Here is a 13,305-nt window from a genome sequence, read left to right on the forward strand (position 1 = left end):
GTTACGGCCGGGCAATCTCGGGGACGGGGCGTCCGCTGGCCGTCGCGAGATCGACGATCGAGTCGTGCAGCGCCTGCAGCGTGTAGTGCGGGTTGTGCGCGTAGCCGCCCGGGTCCTTCGTGACGAACTGGAAGTTGTAGGCGGCTGCCAGTAGCCGCGGCGTCCAGGCGCCATAGGCGTTCGGGAAGACCGCCTCGTCGTCCCCGATCGTTCCGTCGGCGTTCGTGTCTGTGAAGAAGTATGGATAGGCGTCTGCGTAGCCGATGGGTGCTCCGGCCACGCCCTCGGCGTAGGCCATGATCTCCGCCTCCAGCATCTCGCGCAGGCTGGCGATCTCTGCGGCAATGCCCTCGGAGGTGTCGCCGTCGCCGTCATAGTCCCGGGCGTCGACGCTGAGCCGGATGTCTCGTGGCTCGCTACCCTCGTGACAGGTTGCGCAGCTCTCGGCCGCGATCTCGAGCGTGTGCGGGTCGTGACAGGCAATGCAGGTGTCCGCCCCGTCGACGTGATCGAAGCGGCCGACGTATTCACGGCCCATGTACTCGTAGAGCCCCTTCACCTCGGTCCCGAAATTGGTCGCGGCCGCCGCGGCGTAGTGCGGGTTCTGAAAGGCGAGTTCGGCGCTCGGCGCGTCAGGATCGAGGTCGCCGAACCGCTCGACGAGCGCCGGCCCAGAGGACCGGCCCTGGTGGCAGGTCATGCAGGTGGCCGAATTGGCGAGCGGCGGTACCGAGATGCCCGAGGGAAAGGTGATCTGCGAGATGCCCTCTACCCCCGGTGTATGGCAGGTGTCGCAGTCCACCACCCCACCGGGCTCGATCGAGGCGTCGACGCTTCCGGCCGCGGACCCGTCGAGTCCATGAAAGTCCCGGAAGCCGGCGCCGGAGTGGCAGACCGCGCACTCTGCCGGGATCTCGCCTTCCCCGTTCCAATGAGCAAAGGCCTCCGCCGCCGCGTCGGCATGCGCGGATCGAACCCAGTCCTGCACGATCTGCTCTGCATCGGTCTGGGCCGCCCCCGGCGACGCGAGGATGGCAAGAAGAGTAAATGCGGCTCCGGTGCGGATCATGTCGGGCTCCCTGTCGAGTGGCGGACCCGTCGACTTTGCCTGACCCAGCGAAAGCCACTTTGATTCACGTCAATGTAGAGTCGGCCGGATGACGGTGTGGTGGCCCCGGGAAGCAATGGGGACCGACTCGACCGTGTTCAACATGACCGGCTACGACCTCCGCGCGCTCGGCGCGCCGCCCGGCGACGGCCGGCCATGTCGGCCGCCGACCCGCGTGGGGCTGGTGGGATCGGATTACCCCGGCCTTCGGCTGAAGCCGTGTGTCGAGGCGGGAGACCGCGTGCGGATCGGCGATCCCGTCCTCAGGGACGGCAGAACCGAGGATCTCGTGATAACCGCGCCGGTCTCGGGGGTCGTCGAGGAAATCGCGATCGGGGCGCGCCGCAGCGTGCGCCTCGCGGTCATCCGGATCGAGGGAGAGGTCCGCAGGACGTTCGATCCGGCCGGGGCACAGGACGAGGACGGACTTCGCACGCTGATGCGTGAGTCCGGGCTCTGGTCCGCCCTTCTGCGGCGTCCCTTCGGCCGTGTGCCCGTGCCGGACGAGCGTCCGGCGGCCATCCTCGTTCCGGCGATGACGACCGAGCCCGGCGCCGCCGATCCGCGCCCGGCCATCGAGGGGGCCCGCGAGGATTTTCATCGGGGTCTTACCGCGCTCACCCGGCTGACCGACGGCCTGGTCCACGTGGCCCAGGCACCGGGGTCGCAGCTTTCACCGGCCCACGAGCGGATCCGACCCGCCGTGTTCCGCGGCGGGCATCCGGTCGGCCTTCCCGGCCTGCAGATAGAGCGGCTCTGCCCGCCGAGCCTCGATCGTCCCGTCTGGCAGATCGGTCACCTCGATGTCATCGACCTGGGCCGCCTCCTGGCCGACGGCAGTCCGCCGAAAGGGCTACGGCAGGTCGCCCTTGGCGGGGAGAAAGCCTCTGACGCCCGGGTCGTGGCCCTGCCCCCTGGCGCGGACCTCGAGGAACTCGCACTGACCGAAAGCGAGCCCGGCCCGCACAGGTGTCTTTCCGGGTCGCCGCTCTCGGGCACGGAGAGCCGCTTCCTCCGCCGGAGGCACCTGCAGGCCTCGTTCGTGGTGCGCTCCGATCGCCCTGCCCCGCCTCGCCATGTATTCGGCCCGGCCAAGGTCCCGGCGCTCGTGCCCCATGCCGCCCTATCGCGGGCGCTGGGACGCGACCTGCCCGCCATCCCCCTCCTACGCGCCCTCAGTGTGGGCGACACGGAGACGGCCGCGAGCCTCGGGGCGCTGAGCCTGTTGGAAGAAGACATGGCCCTCGCCACCTATCTCTCGGGCGCGACGGAGGATTTCGGCGCCTGCCTCCGCCGGATCCTCGACAAGCTGGAAACGGGATCATGAGGCGCGGACTCTGGACCCGGGAACTGGTGGGCTGGATCCTCGCCGCCGCCCTGCTGCCTGTCGCCGCCACGGTGCTCGCCGTCGATGGCGGTCCGGCGGCGATCCGGATGGGCGCGGCCTTCGTGACGGCGGCGTTCTGGGCGGGGCTCTTCCGGGCCATCCACGGCGTCCCGCTCTCTCCCACGCCGCTGGTCCTCGCGGTCTCGGTGGCCCTGCTGGCCCCGCTGGGCCTCACCGCGCTTCAAATCGCGCTCGGGGTGAGCTTCGGGATCGTGCTGGCCGAACTCGTCTTCGGCGGTTGGGGCCGGAATATCATCGGAGCCCCCGCCGTCGCGCTCGCGCTGCTCTACCTGTCACATCCCGGCGCAGCGCCTCCGGCATCTGAGACGGCGGTCGCGCTGGCCGGCTGGTGCGCGGCGCTCCTGTTGTTGGCCACGGGCGTTCTGTCCATGTCGGTTCTTTTGTCGGGTGCCGTCGGGGTGGCCCTGGTCACCGTGTCTCTCGGCCTGCCACTGTCCCCGCTTCCCATCGCGGGCGGCGTCGTCTTCGCGGCCGTCTTCCTGCTGGGCGACCCGGTCGCCGCCCCGACGTCCGTCCCTGCCCGGATCGTCTACGGTGCGATCGCCGGATCGCTGGCGGCCCTGCTCGCCGGACCGACAGGTCTCATGGGCGCCGGCCCTCCGCTCGTCTTTGCCGTCCTCTTGGCCCAGGTCTTTGCCCCGGCCTTCGATCACGCCGCCTTGTCCCTGAACCGTCTTGCAAGGGAGCGCCGCCGTGCCTGACCTCAATCCGATCACTGCCTGGCGGAGAATGCTCGCCGCCCCGAACGACAGCCGCGGGAAGATGCTGGCCATGGCGTTCCTGGTCTCCGCAGCCTCGGCCCTTGCCGTCTCCAGCGCGGCGGTGCTCCTCGGTCCCCGGCTCGACTCGAACCGGGCGGCCGAGCGGCAGGCCCGTCTCGAGGCGCTCCTCGCCGACCTGCCGGCGCTCGCCGACCTTCTCGCCGAGACCGGGGCCGACGGGCTCGACATCGTCGTGGCCGACCTGGAGACCGGTACCCGCGCCGACGTCGATCCATCGGCCTTCGACCCGGAGGCTCTCGACGAGGAGCAGATCAGCGCCCTGCCGCCCGAGGAGGACATCGCGGGCATCGGGACGCGGCCCGACCTCGCGCAATTCTACGTCGCGCGTGACGGCTCCGACATCGCGGCCGTCATCCTCCCGGTCTACGGCCAGGGCTACCAGTCGGTCATCCGGGGCTACCTCGCGCTCGAGGGCGACCTGAACACCGTCGCGGGCCTCACGATCACCGAACAGGGCGAGACGCCGGGCCTCGGCGCAAACATCGAAAGTCCCTCATGGCAGGCCCAATGGCCGGGCACACAGCTCCTGGGTCCGGATGGCGAGATCCGCGTCGCGGTCGTCCGGGGGGGAGCGCAAAACGAGTACGAAGTCGACGCGATCACCGGCGCGACGCGGACCTCTAACGGCGTGCAGAACATGGTCCGCTTCTGGATCGGTCCCGAGGGCTTCGGGCCCGTTCTCGACGCGCTTGGCGAGGGACGGCTATGACGAGCTCTCTCTCGCATATCACCGGGCCGATCCTGCGCGATAACCCCGTCACCGTGCAGATCCTGGGTATCTGCTCGGCCCTCGCGGTGACGACCTCGATGACCACCGCGGCGACCATGTGCGTGGCCCTGACCGGCGTGCTCGTCGCGGCCTCCGGAGTGATCTCGCTCATCCGGAGGCACATCCCCGGACAGATCCGGCTGATCCTGCAGATCACGATCATCGCCGCGCTGGTGATCGTCGCGGACCTCCTGTTGCAGGCCTACGCCTTCGCGATCAGCGAAAGGTTGTCCATCTTCGTTTCTCTGATCGTGACGAACTGTATCGTCCTGGGCCGGGCCGAAGCCTTCGCCATGTCGCACCCGCCGTTCCCCTCGATGCTCGATGCGCTCGGAAACGGGCTCGGCTATTCTGCCGTTCTCCTGATCGTGGCCTTCGCGCGGGAGCTCTTCGGCCAGGGCACGCTCTTCGGCGCGACGGTCTTCCAGACGGTCACGGATGGTGGATGGTACGAGCCCTGGAGCTTCATGCTGCTCGCTCCCTCGGCCTTCGTTCTGCTGGGACTGCTCGTCTGGGCGATCAGGGCCTGGCAGACGGCGCAGGCCGAGCCGGACCCGACCCCGGTCCGCGCCGAAGGAGAGACCCCATGACCGAGCTTTTCCTTCGCGCCGTCTTCGCGGACAATCTGATCCTCTCGTTCTTCCTGGGCGTCTGCACATTCCTCGCGGTGTCCAAGCGGGTCGAGACCGCCGTCGGACTCGGGCTGGCGATCACGGCGATCCTCACGGTTACCGTCCCGGTGAACCAGCTGATCTTCACGCACCTGCTCAAGCCCGGCGCGTGGGACTGGCTCGGCGCCGACATCGACCTGACGTTCCTGCGGCTCATCGCCTTCATCGGCGTCATCGCGGCGATGGTGCAGGTCCTGGAAATGACACTCGACCGCTTCGTGCCCCGGCTCTACGCGGCGCTCGGCATCTACCTCCCGCTCATTACCGTGAACTGCGCGATCCTCGGCGGCAGCCTCTTCATGGCGGAGCGGAGCTACGACTTCACCGAGTCCATCGTCTTCGGCTTCGGCAGCGGCGTCGGCTGGGCGCTCGCCATCATCGCGCTCGCTGCGATCCGCGAGCGGCTGGCCTACGCGGACGTTCCCGCCGGCCTGCGCGGGCTGGGGATCACCTTCATCGTCACGGGCCTCATGTCCATGGGGTTCACGGCCTTCGGGAGCATCGCCGGACAATGATCGAGATCTTCCTTGCCACCCTCCTGATGGTCGTGCTGATCCTTGCCCTAGCCCTCATCGTGCTTACCGCTCGGAACGTGCTGCAGCCAGCGCGCCCGGTGACCGTCCGCGTGAACGGCCGAACCGAGATCGAGGGCGTGACCGGCCAGAAGCTGCTCGACTTCCTCAAGGTCGGCGGCATCCCCATGCCGTCGGGCTGCGCGGGCGCCGGGACATGCGGGCTCTGCCGCGCCGAGGTCGAGGGGGCGGGCCCGCCGCTGCCGACGGAGACGAGCCTGCTGGGGCGTGCGGCGATCGCGGAGGGCGAGCGGCTGACCTGCCAGGTCATGGTACGCGGCCCCCTCTCTGTCCGGGTGCCCGAGGACATACTCTCGGCTGAGACCTTCGAGTGCGAGGTCGTCTCGAACCGCGCGCTTGCGCCCCTGATCAAGGAGCTCGTCCTGAAGGTGCCCGAGACCACCTCCTTCAACTTCACCGCGGGCGAATTCGCGCAGTTGACGGCGCCGGCCTACACTCTGGATTTCGCGGAAATCGACGCCGGCGACCATGCCGCGGCCTGGGAGAAACGGGGGCTGCGCAAGCTCTCCGCGCGAAGCGGAGAAACGGTGACCCGCGCCTACTCCATCGCGAACCGCCCGGAGGACGAGGGGCTGCTCGTCTTCAACATCCGCCTGGCCCTGCCGCCGCCGCACCGGCCGGAGCTGCCTCCCGGCGTGGTGTCCAGCTATCTCTTCGGACTCGAACAGGGCGACAGGCTGGAGGTCGCCGGACCTTACGGCACCTTCCGCGTCCGGGACAGCGACCGCGAGATCGTTCTCATCGGCGGCGGTGTCGGAATGGCGCCCCTCCGGGCCATCGCGCACGACCAGCTCTCACGGAATCCGGAACGTCGCCTTTCCTACTGGTATGGCGCCCGGAGCCTTGAAGATCTCTTCTACGACGAGGAGTTCAGGGCGCTCGACAAGGCTCACGACACCTTCTCCTGGACGGTCGCCCTCTCCGATCCGGCACCCGACGACAAGTGGACCGGAGAGACCGGCTTCATCCACGAGGTCGTTCTCGAGAAATACCTGTCGACCCATCCGGCACCCGAGAACTGCGACTACTACCTCTGCGGCCCGCCCCTGATGATGCGCGCCGTCACCGCCATGCTCGACGACCTCGGCGTCGAACCTGAAACCGTCTTCTTCGATGACTTCGCGAGTTGAGATCATGTCGATGAACCGCCGCCGCTTCCTGATGCTCACCGCCGCCGCCCTGGCGCCCCTGCCCGCATTGGCCGGCACGACGGTTATGGGCGGGCACGCCTTCGGGTCCTACTGGCGTGCCCTCGTTCCGGAGAATGCCGGAGAGGAGCGCGTTCAGGCACTCATCGCGGGCGTGATCGCGAAGACGGATCGCCTAATGTCGCCCTGGCGGGCAGACAGCGAAATCACCCGGTTCAATCACGCGGGATCCGGGCGCGTCAGCCTCTCGCCGGAGACGCACTCTGTCCTCCAGGCCTCCCTCTCCGTCGCCCGACGAACGCGCGGGGCGTTCGACCCCACGGTGGGACCCCTCGTCGCGCGCTACGGGTTCGGCCCGGTGCGCGAGGGCCAGGCGGGACGCTGGGAGGATCTGGAGCCGCTGGCAGCCGAAGGCGTGAAGACGCGCTCCGACCTGACGCTCGACCTCTGCGGCATCGCGAAGGGGCACGCTCTCGACAACATGGTCGCGGCGCTGGACGCCGGCGGCCTGACCGATTTCGTGATCGAACTGGGAGGAGAGGTCGCGGCGCGGGGCCGTCATCCCGATGGACGGCCCTGGCAGGTCGCCGTCGACGGCGGGGGCGGTCCCTCCCTCATCGTCGCACCGGGAGAACTCGCCCTCGCCACCTCCGGCCTCGGCGAGCAGGGCTACGAGATCGGCGGCCGCCGCATCGGCCATATCATCGATCCCGCGCAGGGACGGCCGGCCGAGGACAGCCTGCGCGCGGTCACGGTGCTCTGCCCGACAGCAACCGAGGCGGACGGCCTCGCAACGGCGTTCTTCGCCATGGGCCGGGCCCGGGCGACCGAGCTTGCCCTCCGCGAAGGCATCCCGGCAATCTTCTCGCTGCCCGGAGGAGGTGTCGAGACGACCGGCGGCGCGGAGGACTTCGTCATCGGGGAGACTCCGGCATGATCGGGACTCTTGTCGCCACGCTCACCATCTTCGCGCTCGCCGTCGGGGGGCTCGCCCTCGGCGGTCTCAAGGGCCGGCCAGCGCTTCGCGGCAGCTGCGGCGGCGTCTCCTGCGAAGCCTGCGAGACCTGCCCCAAGAGACGCACCCAATGAGATATCGCCCGAGCATCGACCGCTACATGACGCGCGAGCCGGTGACCCTCTCGCCGGAAATGGAGCTGACCCGCGCGACGGGTCTTTTCGTCTCGCGCGGCATCTCGGGCGCCCCGGTGACAGACGATGCCGGCCGCATCCTCGGCATGCTCACGGTGAAGGACTGCTTCCGCGCCATCCTTCACGCGAGCTATCATCAGGACCTCGGCGGCACAGTCTCCGACTACATGACAGCCCCGGTCGAGACGCTCGAGGCCGACCTCGACATCGTGGCGGCGGCGCGCCGCTTCATGGATCAGCCCTACCGGCGCTTCCCGGTCATGTCCGAAGGACGGCTCGTCGGGATCCTCACCCGCAAGGACCTGCTGAAGGGGCTCCACGACGAGTTCTCGGAGTAGACGGGCTCGCGCTCACCGGACCATCTGCCGCGTCAGCCGATCCGCCAGCCGGACCGACAGCGCGGTGATCATCAGGGTCGGGTTCGCGTGGCCGCTGGTCGGGAAGACAGAGGCGCCCGCGACGAAGAGGTTGCAGACACCGTGCACCTGGCAGTCCGCATCGACCACCCCGAGCCGCGGATCCGCTGACATGCGCGTCGTCCCGGAGGCATGTGCCATGTCGATGATCGTGGCCTCGTCGAGCCGGTTCTCCACGACCCATGGTTCAAGGTGCGGCACGGGGAGACCGGACCGCCCGAAGGTCTCCGTCATCAGCGTTCCGACCCGGGCGAGCGTACGACGCTCCAGTTCGCCCACCACCCATCGGGCGAGTGGGAGCGGGACCCCGTGGCGATCGGTGCTGTGGGAGAGCGTGATCCGGTTCTCCGGCTCGGGGACCTGCTCGGACACGACCTGGATGTCGAGGCCCGTCAGCTTGTGCGGCACTCCCCCGGTCAGGTACTCCTCCGCCGCCACGTCCGGCCGAAACCGGACCACCTGATCGATGGCGAAGCGCGACAGGCGCCGGGGCATGTAGCGCGACTGGAGCGCGAGCCGCCCGAGTCCGCGCGCGACCAGACCGGGTGAACGCAGGATCGCCCGCGCGTCGTCGTTGAGGCTTTCGCTCCGCCGCGAGAGCAACCGCTTGGCGGCGTCCCAGGGATCGTCCTCCGCGCGCTCGCCGGGCATGAAACCGGCACAGTTCAGCAGTCCCTCCGCCTCCTGTACGGCAGCGGTCGGTGCAAGACCTCGCATGTACATCGTGACCCCGGTCGGGGTCCTGAGACCGAAGAACCCGAAGAGCTCGGCCATGCGCTGGATGTCCGTCCCGGAGAATCCGCCGACGACGGCGCAGGGATGATCCATGAGATGGCGCCCGACCACGTCGTACCCGTTGCCGAGGCCCGCCGGATGTGCCGGGCTCCGGGAGGCGAGCAGCAGCCTCGCGTTCTCGATGGCGCTGGCAGCCAGGACGACGGTGCGGGCGCTCACTCTTCTCCGGCGCCCGTCCCGGGCGGCCACTTCGACGCCCTCGACCCGGCTGCCGTCTTCGGATGCGGTGATCGCTGTGACCGTGGCCCCGGTCAGGATCCGGCAGGGCACCGGCGCATCGTTCAGGAACTCGCGGCCGGCGTTGAGGATCGTCATCGGGTCGATCCGGGAGCGGGCGAACTGCCAGAAGAAGGATCGGAAGCTAGCCTCGTCCGGACGAGGCACCGGGCAGTCGCGGCCCATTTTTCCCCAGAGCGCGTCGTCGTAGCAGTTGGGTCCGAGATTCAGGACCCCGGCGGCCCGGTCGAGCGCATCGTCCAGATCGGCCCTCGCGATCGGCCAACCGCTGTTCGCGACCCACGGGCGCGTGCGGAAGTCGATGTCGTCGAAGGCGGCCGACTTCCCGGCCCAGGCCGCCGTCGAGCCGCCGATCCCGCGACAGCGCACGCCGTATTGCTGGTGGGACGCCTCCCAGAACTCCGTCAGCGCGGAATGGTACTCCGCGCGACGGGCGACTTCCGCCTCGGTCCACGTGTCGTCCGAGATCTCGACGCCGTTGAGCTCTTCCGCGTCGCGTGTCTCCTCTATGTCGCCGCTTTCGAGAATGACGATGTCGAGCTTTCTCCCGTCCAGCCCGCGCGCCACCGTAAGGCCCGCGGGCCCGGCGCCAACGATGAGGACATCGCAGTCCAGCTTGTCCTCCGCTCCGAGGGTCGAGAGATCGATGACCCGGACCCCGGCGTCGCCGATCCCGTTCACCGCACGACCCTCCGGGAAGGGCCCCCGATCGAGCCGCGACACTAGGGCTCTCCCATATGGTCCTGCCGGATCTGCTCGAACCCTAGGGCCGTGCGGCGGAACCGTGCGTCCGCCCCGGTTAGCGCGAGATTGGCCCGGAGCTTGCGGAGCTTTCGGGCGACGCGATGGGCCAGCAGCCGCGCCCGCCCAGACGCAGTGAATTCGGAATCCGGACCTATTGAATTTGAACTGGGCGAAAACCGCTCGATGACGGGGAACGGGAACAGGGCGTAGATCGGCAAGCCGGTCTTCCAGAACTCGTCGAAGGCGAGGTCCACCGAGGTTGCTATCCGCCGGCAGGCCCGCGCGATCCGGCGCGCGCCCTCCCGGGAGAGGATGTAAGCCTGCAGGCCGGACGGGCTCGATCGGTACCGGATGATCGACCGGTTGAAGAGATAGCTGAGCTGCACCGAGGGGGCCGCGTACATCCCGAACAGCCGGAGGTAGTGGAGCCCCCTGTCGGCACAGAAGTCGAGGACCGGCGCCAGAGGCAGAGCCGTGTCGAGGATCACATCGTCCTCGAAAACCAGCAGGTAGTCGCTGTCGCTCTTCTCGAGGAAGTCCGTCACCACGGTGTAGTGGCTCGACCATATCGCGAGTTCCGGCTCGGACAGAGGTCTGCCGAAAGTGCTCTCGACGAAGTTCGCGTCGTATTCGAGCTCGGGATGACGCAGCTCGGTGTGGGCATCGAAAAAGGACCAGTCGGACTTGATATCCTTGAACTGCTCCGCGATCTTGCCGCGTCGCTCCGTCGAGGTGGCGAGACTGATGACGACGACGTCCAGGTTTGCGGCCCTCGTTGCCTGGGTCACGGCATCGCCCTGGTCACCGGTCCGGCCGTCGAGCATCTCCCGTCACTCCGCGGCGAGTGGCCGGGGCGCCGGAACCCGGGTCGACAGCGCGTTCTTCAGGACGGACCTGCGCATCCGCATGACGGGCATGGGGAACTGCGCGCCGAGCGCCACCCGGCAGGTCCGGCGAAGGATGTCCAGCGTCCGGTCGTAGTCCTCGATCCGGTACTCAATCTCCCTGTTGGCCCATTGATAGGGGTTCATCCGGGGGTGAAAGGACCGCTTGGACAGGATCGCGTCCCAGTTCGTGAAGACATGGCGGTCGGTCTCGATGAGCCGCTCGACACCGCGGTTCTGTCCGAAGGCTTCGGCGTCGCCGGCGCTGTCGAAGAGCACGGTCATGCCGACGGCGTTCTCCGGGTCGTTATGCGGCGACAGACGGCATCCGGAGGCCCCCTCAAAGGCCTCCGCCATCATGGCATGACGCCGTTTCAGGCGCCGCAGCAGGGGGTCGAGTTTCTTCAGCTGGGCATAGAGGACCGCTCCGGTCAGCTCGGAGACCCGCATGTTGCTGTGCGAGAAGTAGGGCTCGGTCGATGCTTCGAGCCCCCGGATGAAATTGCCGGGGTCGTGGAACATCAGGGCGCGGCCATGGATGCGATCCACGTTCGTCAGGACCGCGCCGCCTTCTCCCGCGGTGATGTTCTTGTAGTGGTTGAAGCTGAAGGCCCCGGCGTCGCCGATCGTCCCGACCCTACGGCCCTTGTAGCTGACGCCGATTGCCTGACAGGCGTCCTCCACCACGAGAAGGCCGTGCCGGCGGGCGACGGCCATGATCGCGTCCATGTCACAGACGACATTCAGCATGTGAACCGGCAGGATCGCCTTGGTGTAGGGCGTGATCTGCCGCTCCAGCTCGATCGGGTCCATGGTCAGGCTCTCGTCGACGTTGACGAGCACGGGCACCGCACCAACCGCGAGCGGTGCGATTGCGGTCGAGACCCAAGTGTAGGCAGGGACCAGCACCTCGTCCCCAGGGCCGACACCCGCGGCCGCCAGCGCCGTGATCAGGGCGTTCGTTCCGCTGTTGACCGCCAGGACATGCCGAACGTCGAGCATTTTCGCGAGCTCGGCCTCGAAGCGCGGAGTGTAGCCCTTGTCACCCTGGGCGTAGCGGAGAAGCTGACCCCGGGCGATGACGCGACCGAGCGCGGCTGCCTCGCTGAATCCCACTCTTGGCATGGTCACTCCTGGCTTGGGCGGGCACGGCCGCACCGTTTCGATACAGTATCAGACTGGCGGCTGAACGTGACAGGATTTGCCGACCGGGTTGGAGGCCAGGCAGGGCCTCGGACCGCCTACACTCCGACGGCTCAACCGAACTCCTGTCGGGCTCGGCTGTCCAAGCGTCGCGGCGGTTTTGCCCGGAGACGCGACAATTCCGGCCGCACGGCGGAGATTGTCCCTCGGTCTGAAAGCGGCGCGGCTCATAGGAGCGGTGCGATTCGGGACCACAGGATCTCACCGGCCACGGCCCAGGTCAGGTCTGCGGCGCGAGCGGTGCCCCGCGCCACGAGTTCGTTGGTGTGCCCGTCGTCCTCGATGACCGCGCTCACGGCGGCGGCCCAAGCATCGGCGTTGAGCGGCGGCACGATGACCGCGCCGTCGCGACAGACCTCCGGCATGGCCCCTCCACGCGCCACCACGGCGGCAGTTCCACACTGCATCGCTTCCACGGGAGGCATCCCGAACCCCTCCGTTTCCGAAGCGAAGAGGAAGACGCGGGCGGCCTCATAGAGGGCCCGAAGCTCCCCGTCCGAGACCCCTCCGGCGAAGATCGCTTGCGGGGGAGGCTCCCAACCACGCGCCATGAACTGCTCCGCCGTCACGCGGCCGACGATGACCAGCGGGACATCGGCGAGCTCAGGGGCTCGGAACGCGCTGAAGAGCGTGCGCAGGTTCTTGTAGCTCTGCGTCGAGCCGATCGTCAGCGCGAAGCGCCGCCCCTGCAGTGAGAGCCGGTCGATGATCGAAGGCGTTGGCTGAGTTCGCAGGATATGATCGGTGCCGTTGGGCACTACGAAGATCTTATCCAGGGTTCCGATGCCACGATCCGCGAGACAGTGCCGCGAGTGCTCGGAAACCGTGAGGATCGCCCTCGCCCGCCGCCCGATGATCGGCCACATCGCGCGATATCCGGCAGCTTGCCTCCTGCTATAGTCGCCCGGGTGATCCAGCGTCTGGGTGTCGTGGATCATGACCACGCTATTGGGATGCAGAACCGGTGCGAGGTTGCAGAAGTTGACGAGAAGATCCCGTCGCGCGATCGCGGGAAGCGCCAGCATCTCCCAGGCCTGCCCTCCGCCCAGAGGACCCCGGCGAATTTCGGGCACCACGCCGGCCGCCGCGACCTCCTCCGCATCCTGCACGCCAGGACTCACGACCCGGCAGTCGGCCACGCCCGCAGAACGGAGGATCAACTCCGACGTGAAATTCAGGGCGGACCGGTGCACGCCGCCGGCCGTCAGCGAGCCTCCGAGGAACTTGCCGTTGACGGTGATCCCGGGACGAGCCCGTCTGGTGCCCTTCACCGGTGAGGGACGTGGCACAAATTCGGCGTCGGGCTGATCTTGCCGAGAGATCGTGGCGCGTAGGGCCGATCCCGAGAGTTCGGCGGTCGTCGATGTCATTTCGTCATCCTCAACTGGCCTCGGCCAG

At 68.3% G+C, this 13,305-nt stretch carries 14 protein-coding genes; 9 read left to right on the forward strand and 5 right to left on the reverse strand.

What is annotated here, in order from left to right; genetic code table 11:
- Position 1: 1 nt before the first annotated feature.
- Entirely contained in the window at positions 2–1,069 is a 1,068-nt protein-coding gene (locus tag F3S47_RS09210) for a cytochrome c3 family protein (RefSeq protein WP_150444942.1), read from the reverse strand.
- A gap of 88 nt (positions 1,070–1,157) precedes the next feature.
- Here F3S47_RS09210 and F3S47_RS09215 point away from each other — a divergent pair, with 88 nt between their 5' ends.
- The 9 genes from F3S47_RS09215 to F3S47_RS09250 are packed head-to-tail and all read left to right on the forward strand — an operon-like array spanning position 1,158 to position 7,966.
- Positions 1,158–2,435 (forward strand): Na(+)-translocating NADH-quinone reductase subunit A, encoded by a 1,278-nt coding sequence (locus F3S47_RS09215; RefSeq protein WP_150444943.1) that lies wholly within the window; start codon positions 1,158–1,160, stop codon positions 2,433–2,435.
- A complete protein-coding gene (locus tag F3S47_RS09220) occupies positions 2,432–3,217 on the forward strand; it encodes an RnfABCDGE type electron transport complex subunit D (RefSeq protein ID WP_150444944.1) in 786 nt (261 codons plus the stop codon). The genes F3S47_RS09215 and F3S47_RS09220 overlap by 4 nt, the downstream gene beginning before the upstream one ends.
- Positions 3,210–4,007 carry an NADH:ubiquinone reductase (Na(+)-transporting) subunit C gene (gene nqrC, locus F3S47_RS09225; protein ID WP_150444945.1) on the forward strand — a complete coding sequence of 266 codons (798 nt, stop codon included), beginning with the start codon at positions 3,210–3,212 and terminating at the stop codon, positions 4,005–4,007. Before F3S47_RS09220 ends, nqrC begins: the two co-directional genes overlap by 8 nt.
- On the forward strand, positions 4,004–4,657 hold the full coding sequence (locus F3S47_RS09230; protein WP_150444946.1) for an NADH:ubiquinone reductase (Na(+)-transporting) subunit D: 654 nt from the start codon (positions 4,004–4,006) through the stop codon (positions 4,655–4,657). The genes nqrC and F3S47_RS09230 overlap by 4 nt, the downstream gene beginning before the upstream one ends.
- On the forward strand, positions 4,654–5,253 hold the full coding sequence (gene nqrE / locus F3S47_RS09235; RefSeq protein ID WP_150444947.1) for an NADH:ubiquinone reductase (Na(+)-transporting) subunit E: 600 nt from the start codon (positions 4,654–4,656) through the stop codon (positions 5,251–5,253). Before F3S47_RS09230 ends, nqrE begins: the two co-directional genes overlap by 4 nt.
- A complete protein-coding gene (gene nqrF / locus F3S47_RS09240) occupies positions 5,250–6,461 on the forward strand; it encodes an NADH:ubiquinone reductase (Na(+)-transporting) subunit F (RefSeq protein ID WP_150444948.1) in 1,212 nt (403 codons plus the stop codon). Before nqrE ends, nqrF begins: the two co-directional genes overlap by 4 nt.
- The gene (locus tag F3S47_RS09245) at positions 6,445–7,416 is read left to right on the forward strand and encodes an FAD:protein FMN transferase (RefSeq protein WP_150444949.1); all 972 of its coding nucleotides are present in this window, start codon (positions 6,445–6,447) and stop codon (positions 7,414–7,416) included. Before nqrF ends, F3S47_RS09245 begins: the two co-directional genes overlap by 17 nt.
- Positions 7,413–7,568 carry a hypothetical protein gene (locus F3S47_RS19365; RefSeq protein ID WP_191090124.1) on the forward strand — a complete coding sequence of 52 codons (156 nt, stop codon included), beginning with the start codon at positions 7,413–7,415 and terminating at the stop codon, positions 7,566–7,568. The genes F3S47_RS09245 and F3S47_RS19365 overlap by 4 nt, the downstream gene beginning before the upstream one ends.
- A complete protein-coding gene (locus F3S47_RS09250) occupies positions 7,565–7,966 on the forward strand; it encodes a CBS domain-containing protein (protein WP_150444950.1) in 402 nt (133 codons plus the stop codon). Before F3S47_RS19365 ends, F3S47_RS09250 begins: the two co-directional genes overlap by 4 nt.
- 12 nt (positions 7,967–7,978) lie before the next feature.
- Here the strand turns inward: F3S47_RS09250 and F3S47_RS09255 are convergent, their stop codons facing one another.
- From F3S47_RS09255 to F3S47_RS09270, 4 genes are all read right to left on the reverse strand, one after another.
- Complete coding sequence (locus F3S47_RS09255) at positions 7,979–9,799, reverse strand: GMC oxidoreductase (RefSeq protein WP_150444951.1); 1,821 nt, start codon at positions 9,797–9,799, stop codon at positions 7,979–7,981.
- Positions 9,799–10,644: a glycosyltransferase family 25 protein gene (locus F3S47_RS09260; RefSeq protein WP_150444952.1), complete on the reverse strand. Its 846-nt coding sequence runs from the start codon at positions 10,642–10,644 to the stop codon at positions 9,799–9,801. The genes F3S47_RS09255 and F3S47_RS09260 overlap by 1 nt, the downstream gene beginning before the upstream one ends.
- A 6-nt stretch (positions 10,645–10,650) precedes the next feature.
- A complete protein-coding gene (locus tag F3S47_RS09265; RefSeq protein ID WP_150444953.1) occupies positions 10,651–11,829 on the reverse strand; it encodes a DegT/DnrJ/EryC1/StrS family aminotransferase in 1,179 nt (392 codons plus the stop codon).
- Positions 11,830–12,074: 245 nt separating this feature from the next.
- Positions 12,075–13,277, reverse strand: a complete 1,203-nt coding sequence (locus F3S47_RS09270; protein WP_150444954.1) for a glycosyltransferase family 4 protein — start codon at positions 13,275–13,277, stop codon at positions 12,075–12,077.
- Between the last annotated feature and the right edge of the window lie 28 nt (positions 13,278–13,305).

The sequence above is a fragment of the Histidinibacterium aquaticum genome (assembly GCF_008710275.1).
Classification (GTDB): domain Bacteria; phylum Pseudomonadota; class Alphaproteobacteria; order Rhodobacterales; family Rhodobacteraceae; genus Oceanicola; species Oceanicola aquaticus.

Coding starts and splice junctions, on each gene's coding strand:
- F3S47_RS09210 (WP_150444942.1), bottom strand. CDS start 1,069: ATGATCCGCACCGGAGCCGCATTTACTCTTCTTGCCATCCTCGCGTCG.
- F3S47_RS09215 (WP_150444943.1), top strand. CDS start 1,158: ATGACGGTGTGGTGGCCCCGGGAAGCAATGGGGACCGACTCGACCGTG.
- F3S47_RS09220 (WP_150444944.1), top strand. CDS start 2,432: ATGAGGCGCGGACTCTGGACCCGGGAACTGGTGGGCTGGATCCTCGCC.
- F3S47_RS09230 (WP_150444946.1), top strand. CDS start 4,004: ATGACGAGCTCTCTCTCGCATATCACCGGGCCGATCCTGCGCGATAAC.
- nqrE (WP_150444947.1), top strand. CDS start 4,654: ATGACCGAGCTTTTCCTTCGCGCCGTCTTCGCGGACAATCTGATCCTC.
- nqrF (WP_150444948.1), top strand. CDS start 5,250: ATGATCGAGATCTTCCTTGCCACCCTCCTGATGGTCGTGCTGATCCTT.
- F3S47_RS09245 (WP_150444949.1), top strand. CDS start 6,445: ATGACTTCGCGAGTTGAGATCATGTCGATGAACCGCCGCCGCTTCCTG.
- F3S47_RS19365 (WP_191090124.1), top strand. CDS start 7,413: ATGATCGGGACTCTTGTCGCCACGCTCACCATCTTCGCGCTCGCCGTC.
- F3S47_RS09250 (WP_150444950.1), top strand. CDS start 7,565: ATGAGATATCGCCCGAGCATCGACCGCTACATGACGCGCGAGCCGGTG.
- F3S47_RS09260 (WP_150444952.1), bottom strand. CDS start 10,644: ATGCTCGACGGCCGGACCGGTGACCAGGGCGATGCCGTGACCCAGGCA.
- F3S47_RS09265 (WP_150444953.1), bottom strand. CDS start 11,829: ATGCCAAGAGTGGGATTCAGCGAGGCAGCCGCGCTCGGTCGCGTCATC.
- F3S47_RS09270 (WP_150444954.1), bottom strand. CDS start 13,277: ATGACATCGACGACCGCCGAACTCTCGGGATCGGCCCTACGCGCCACG.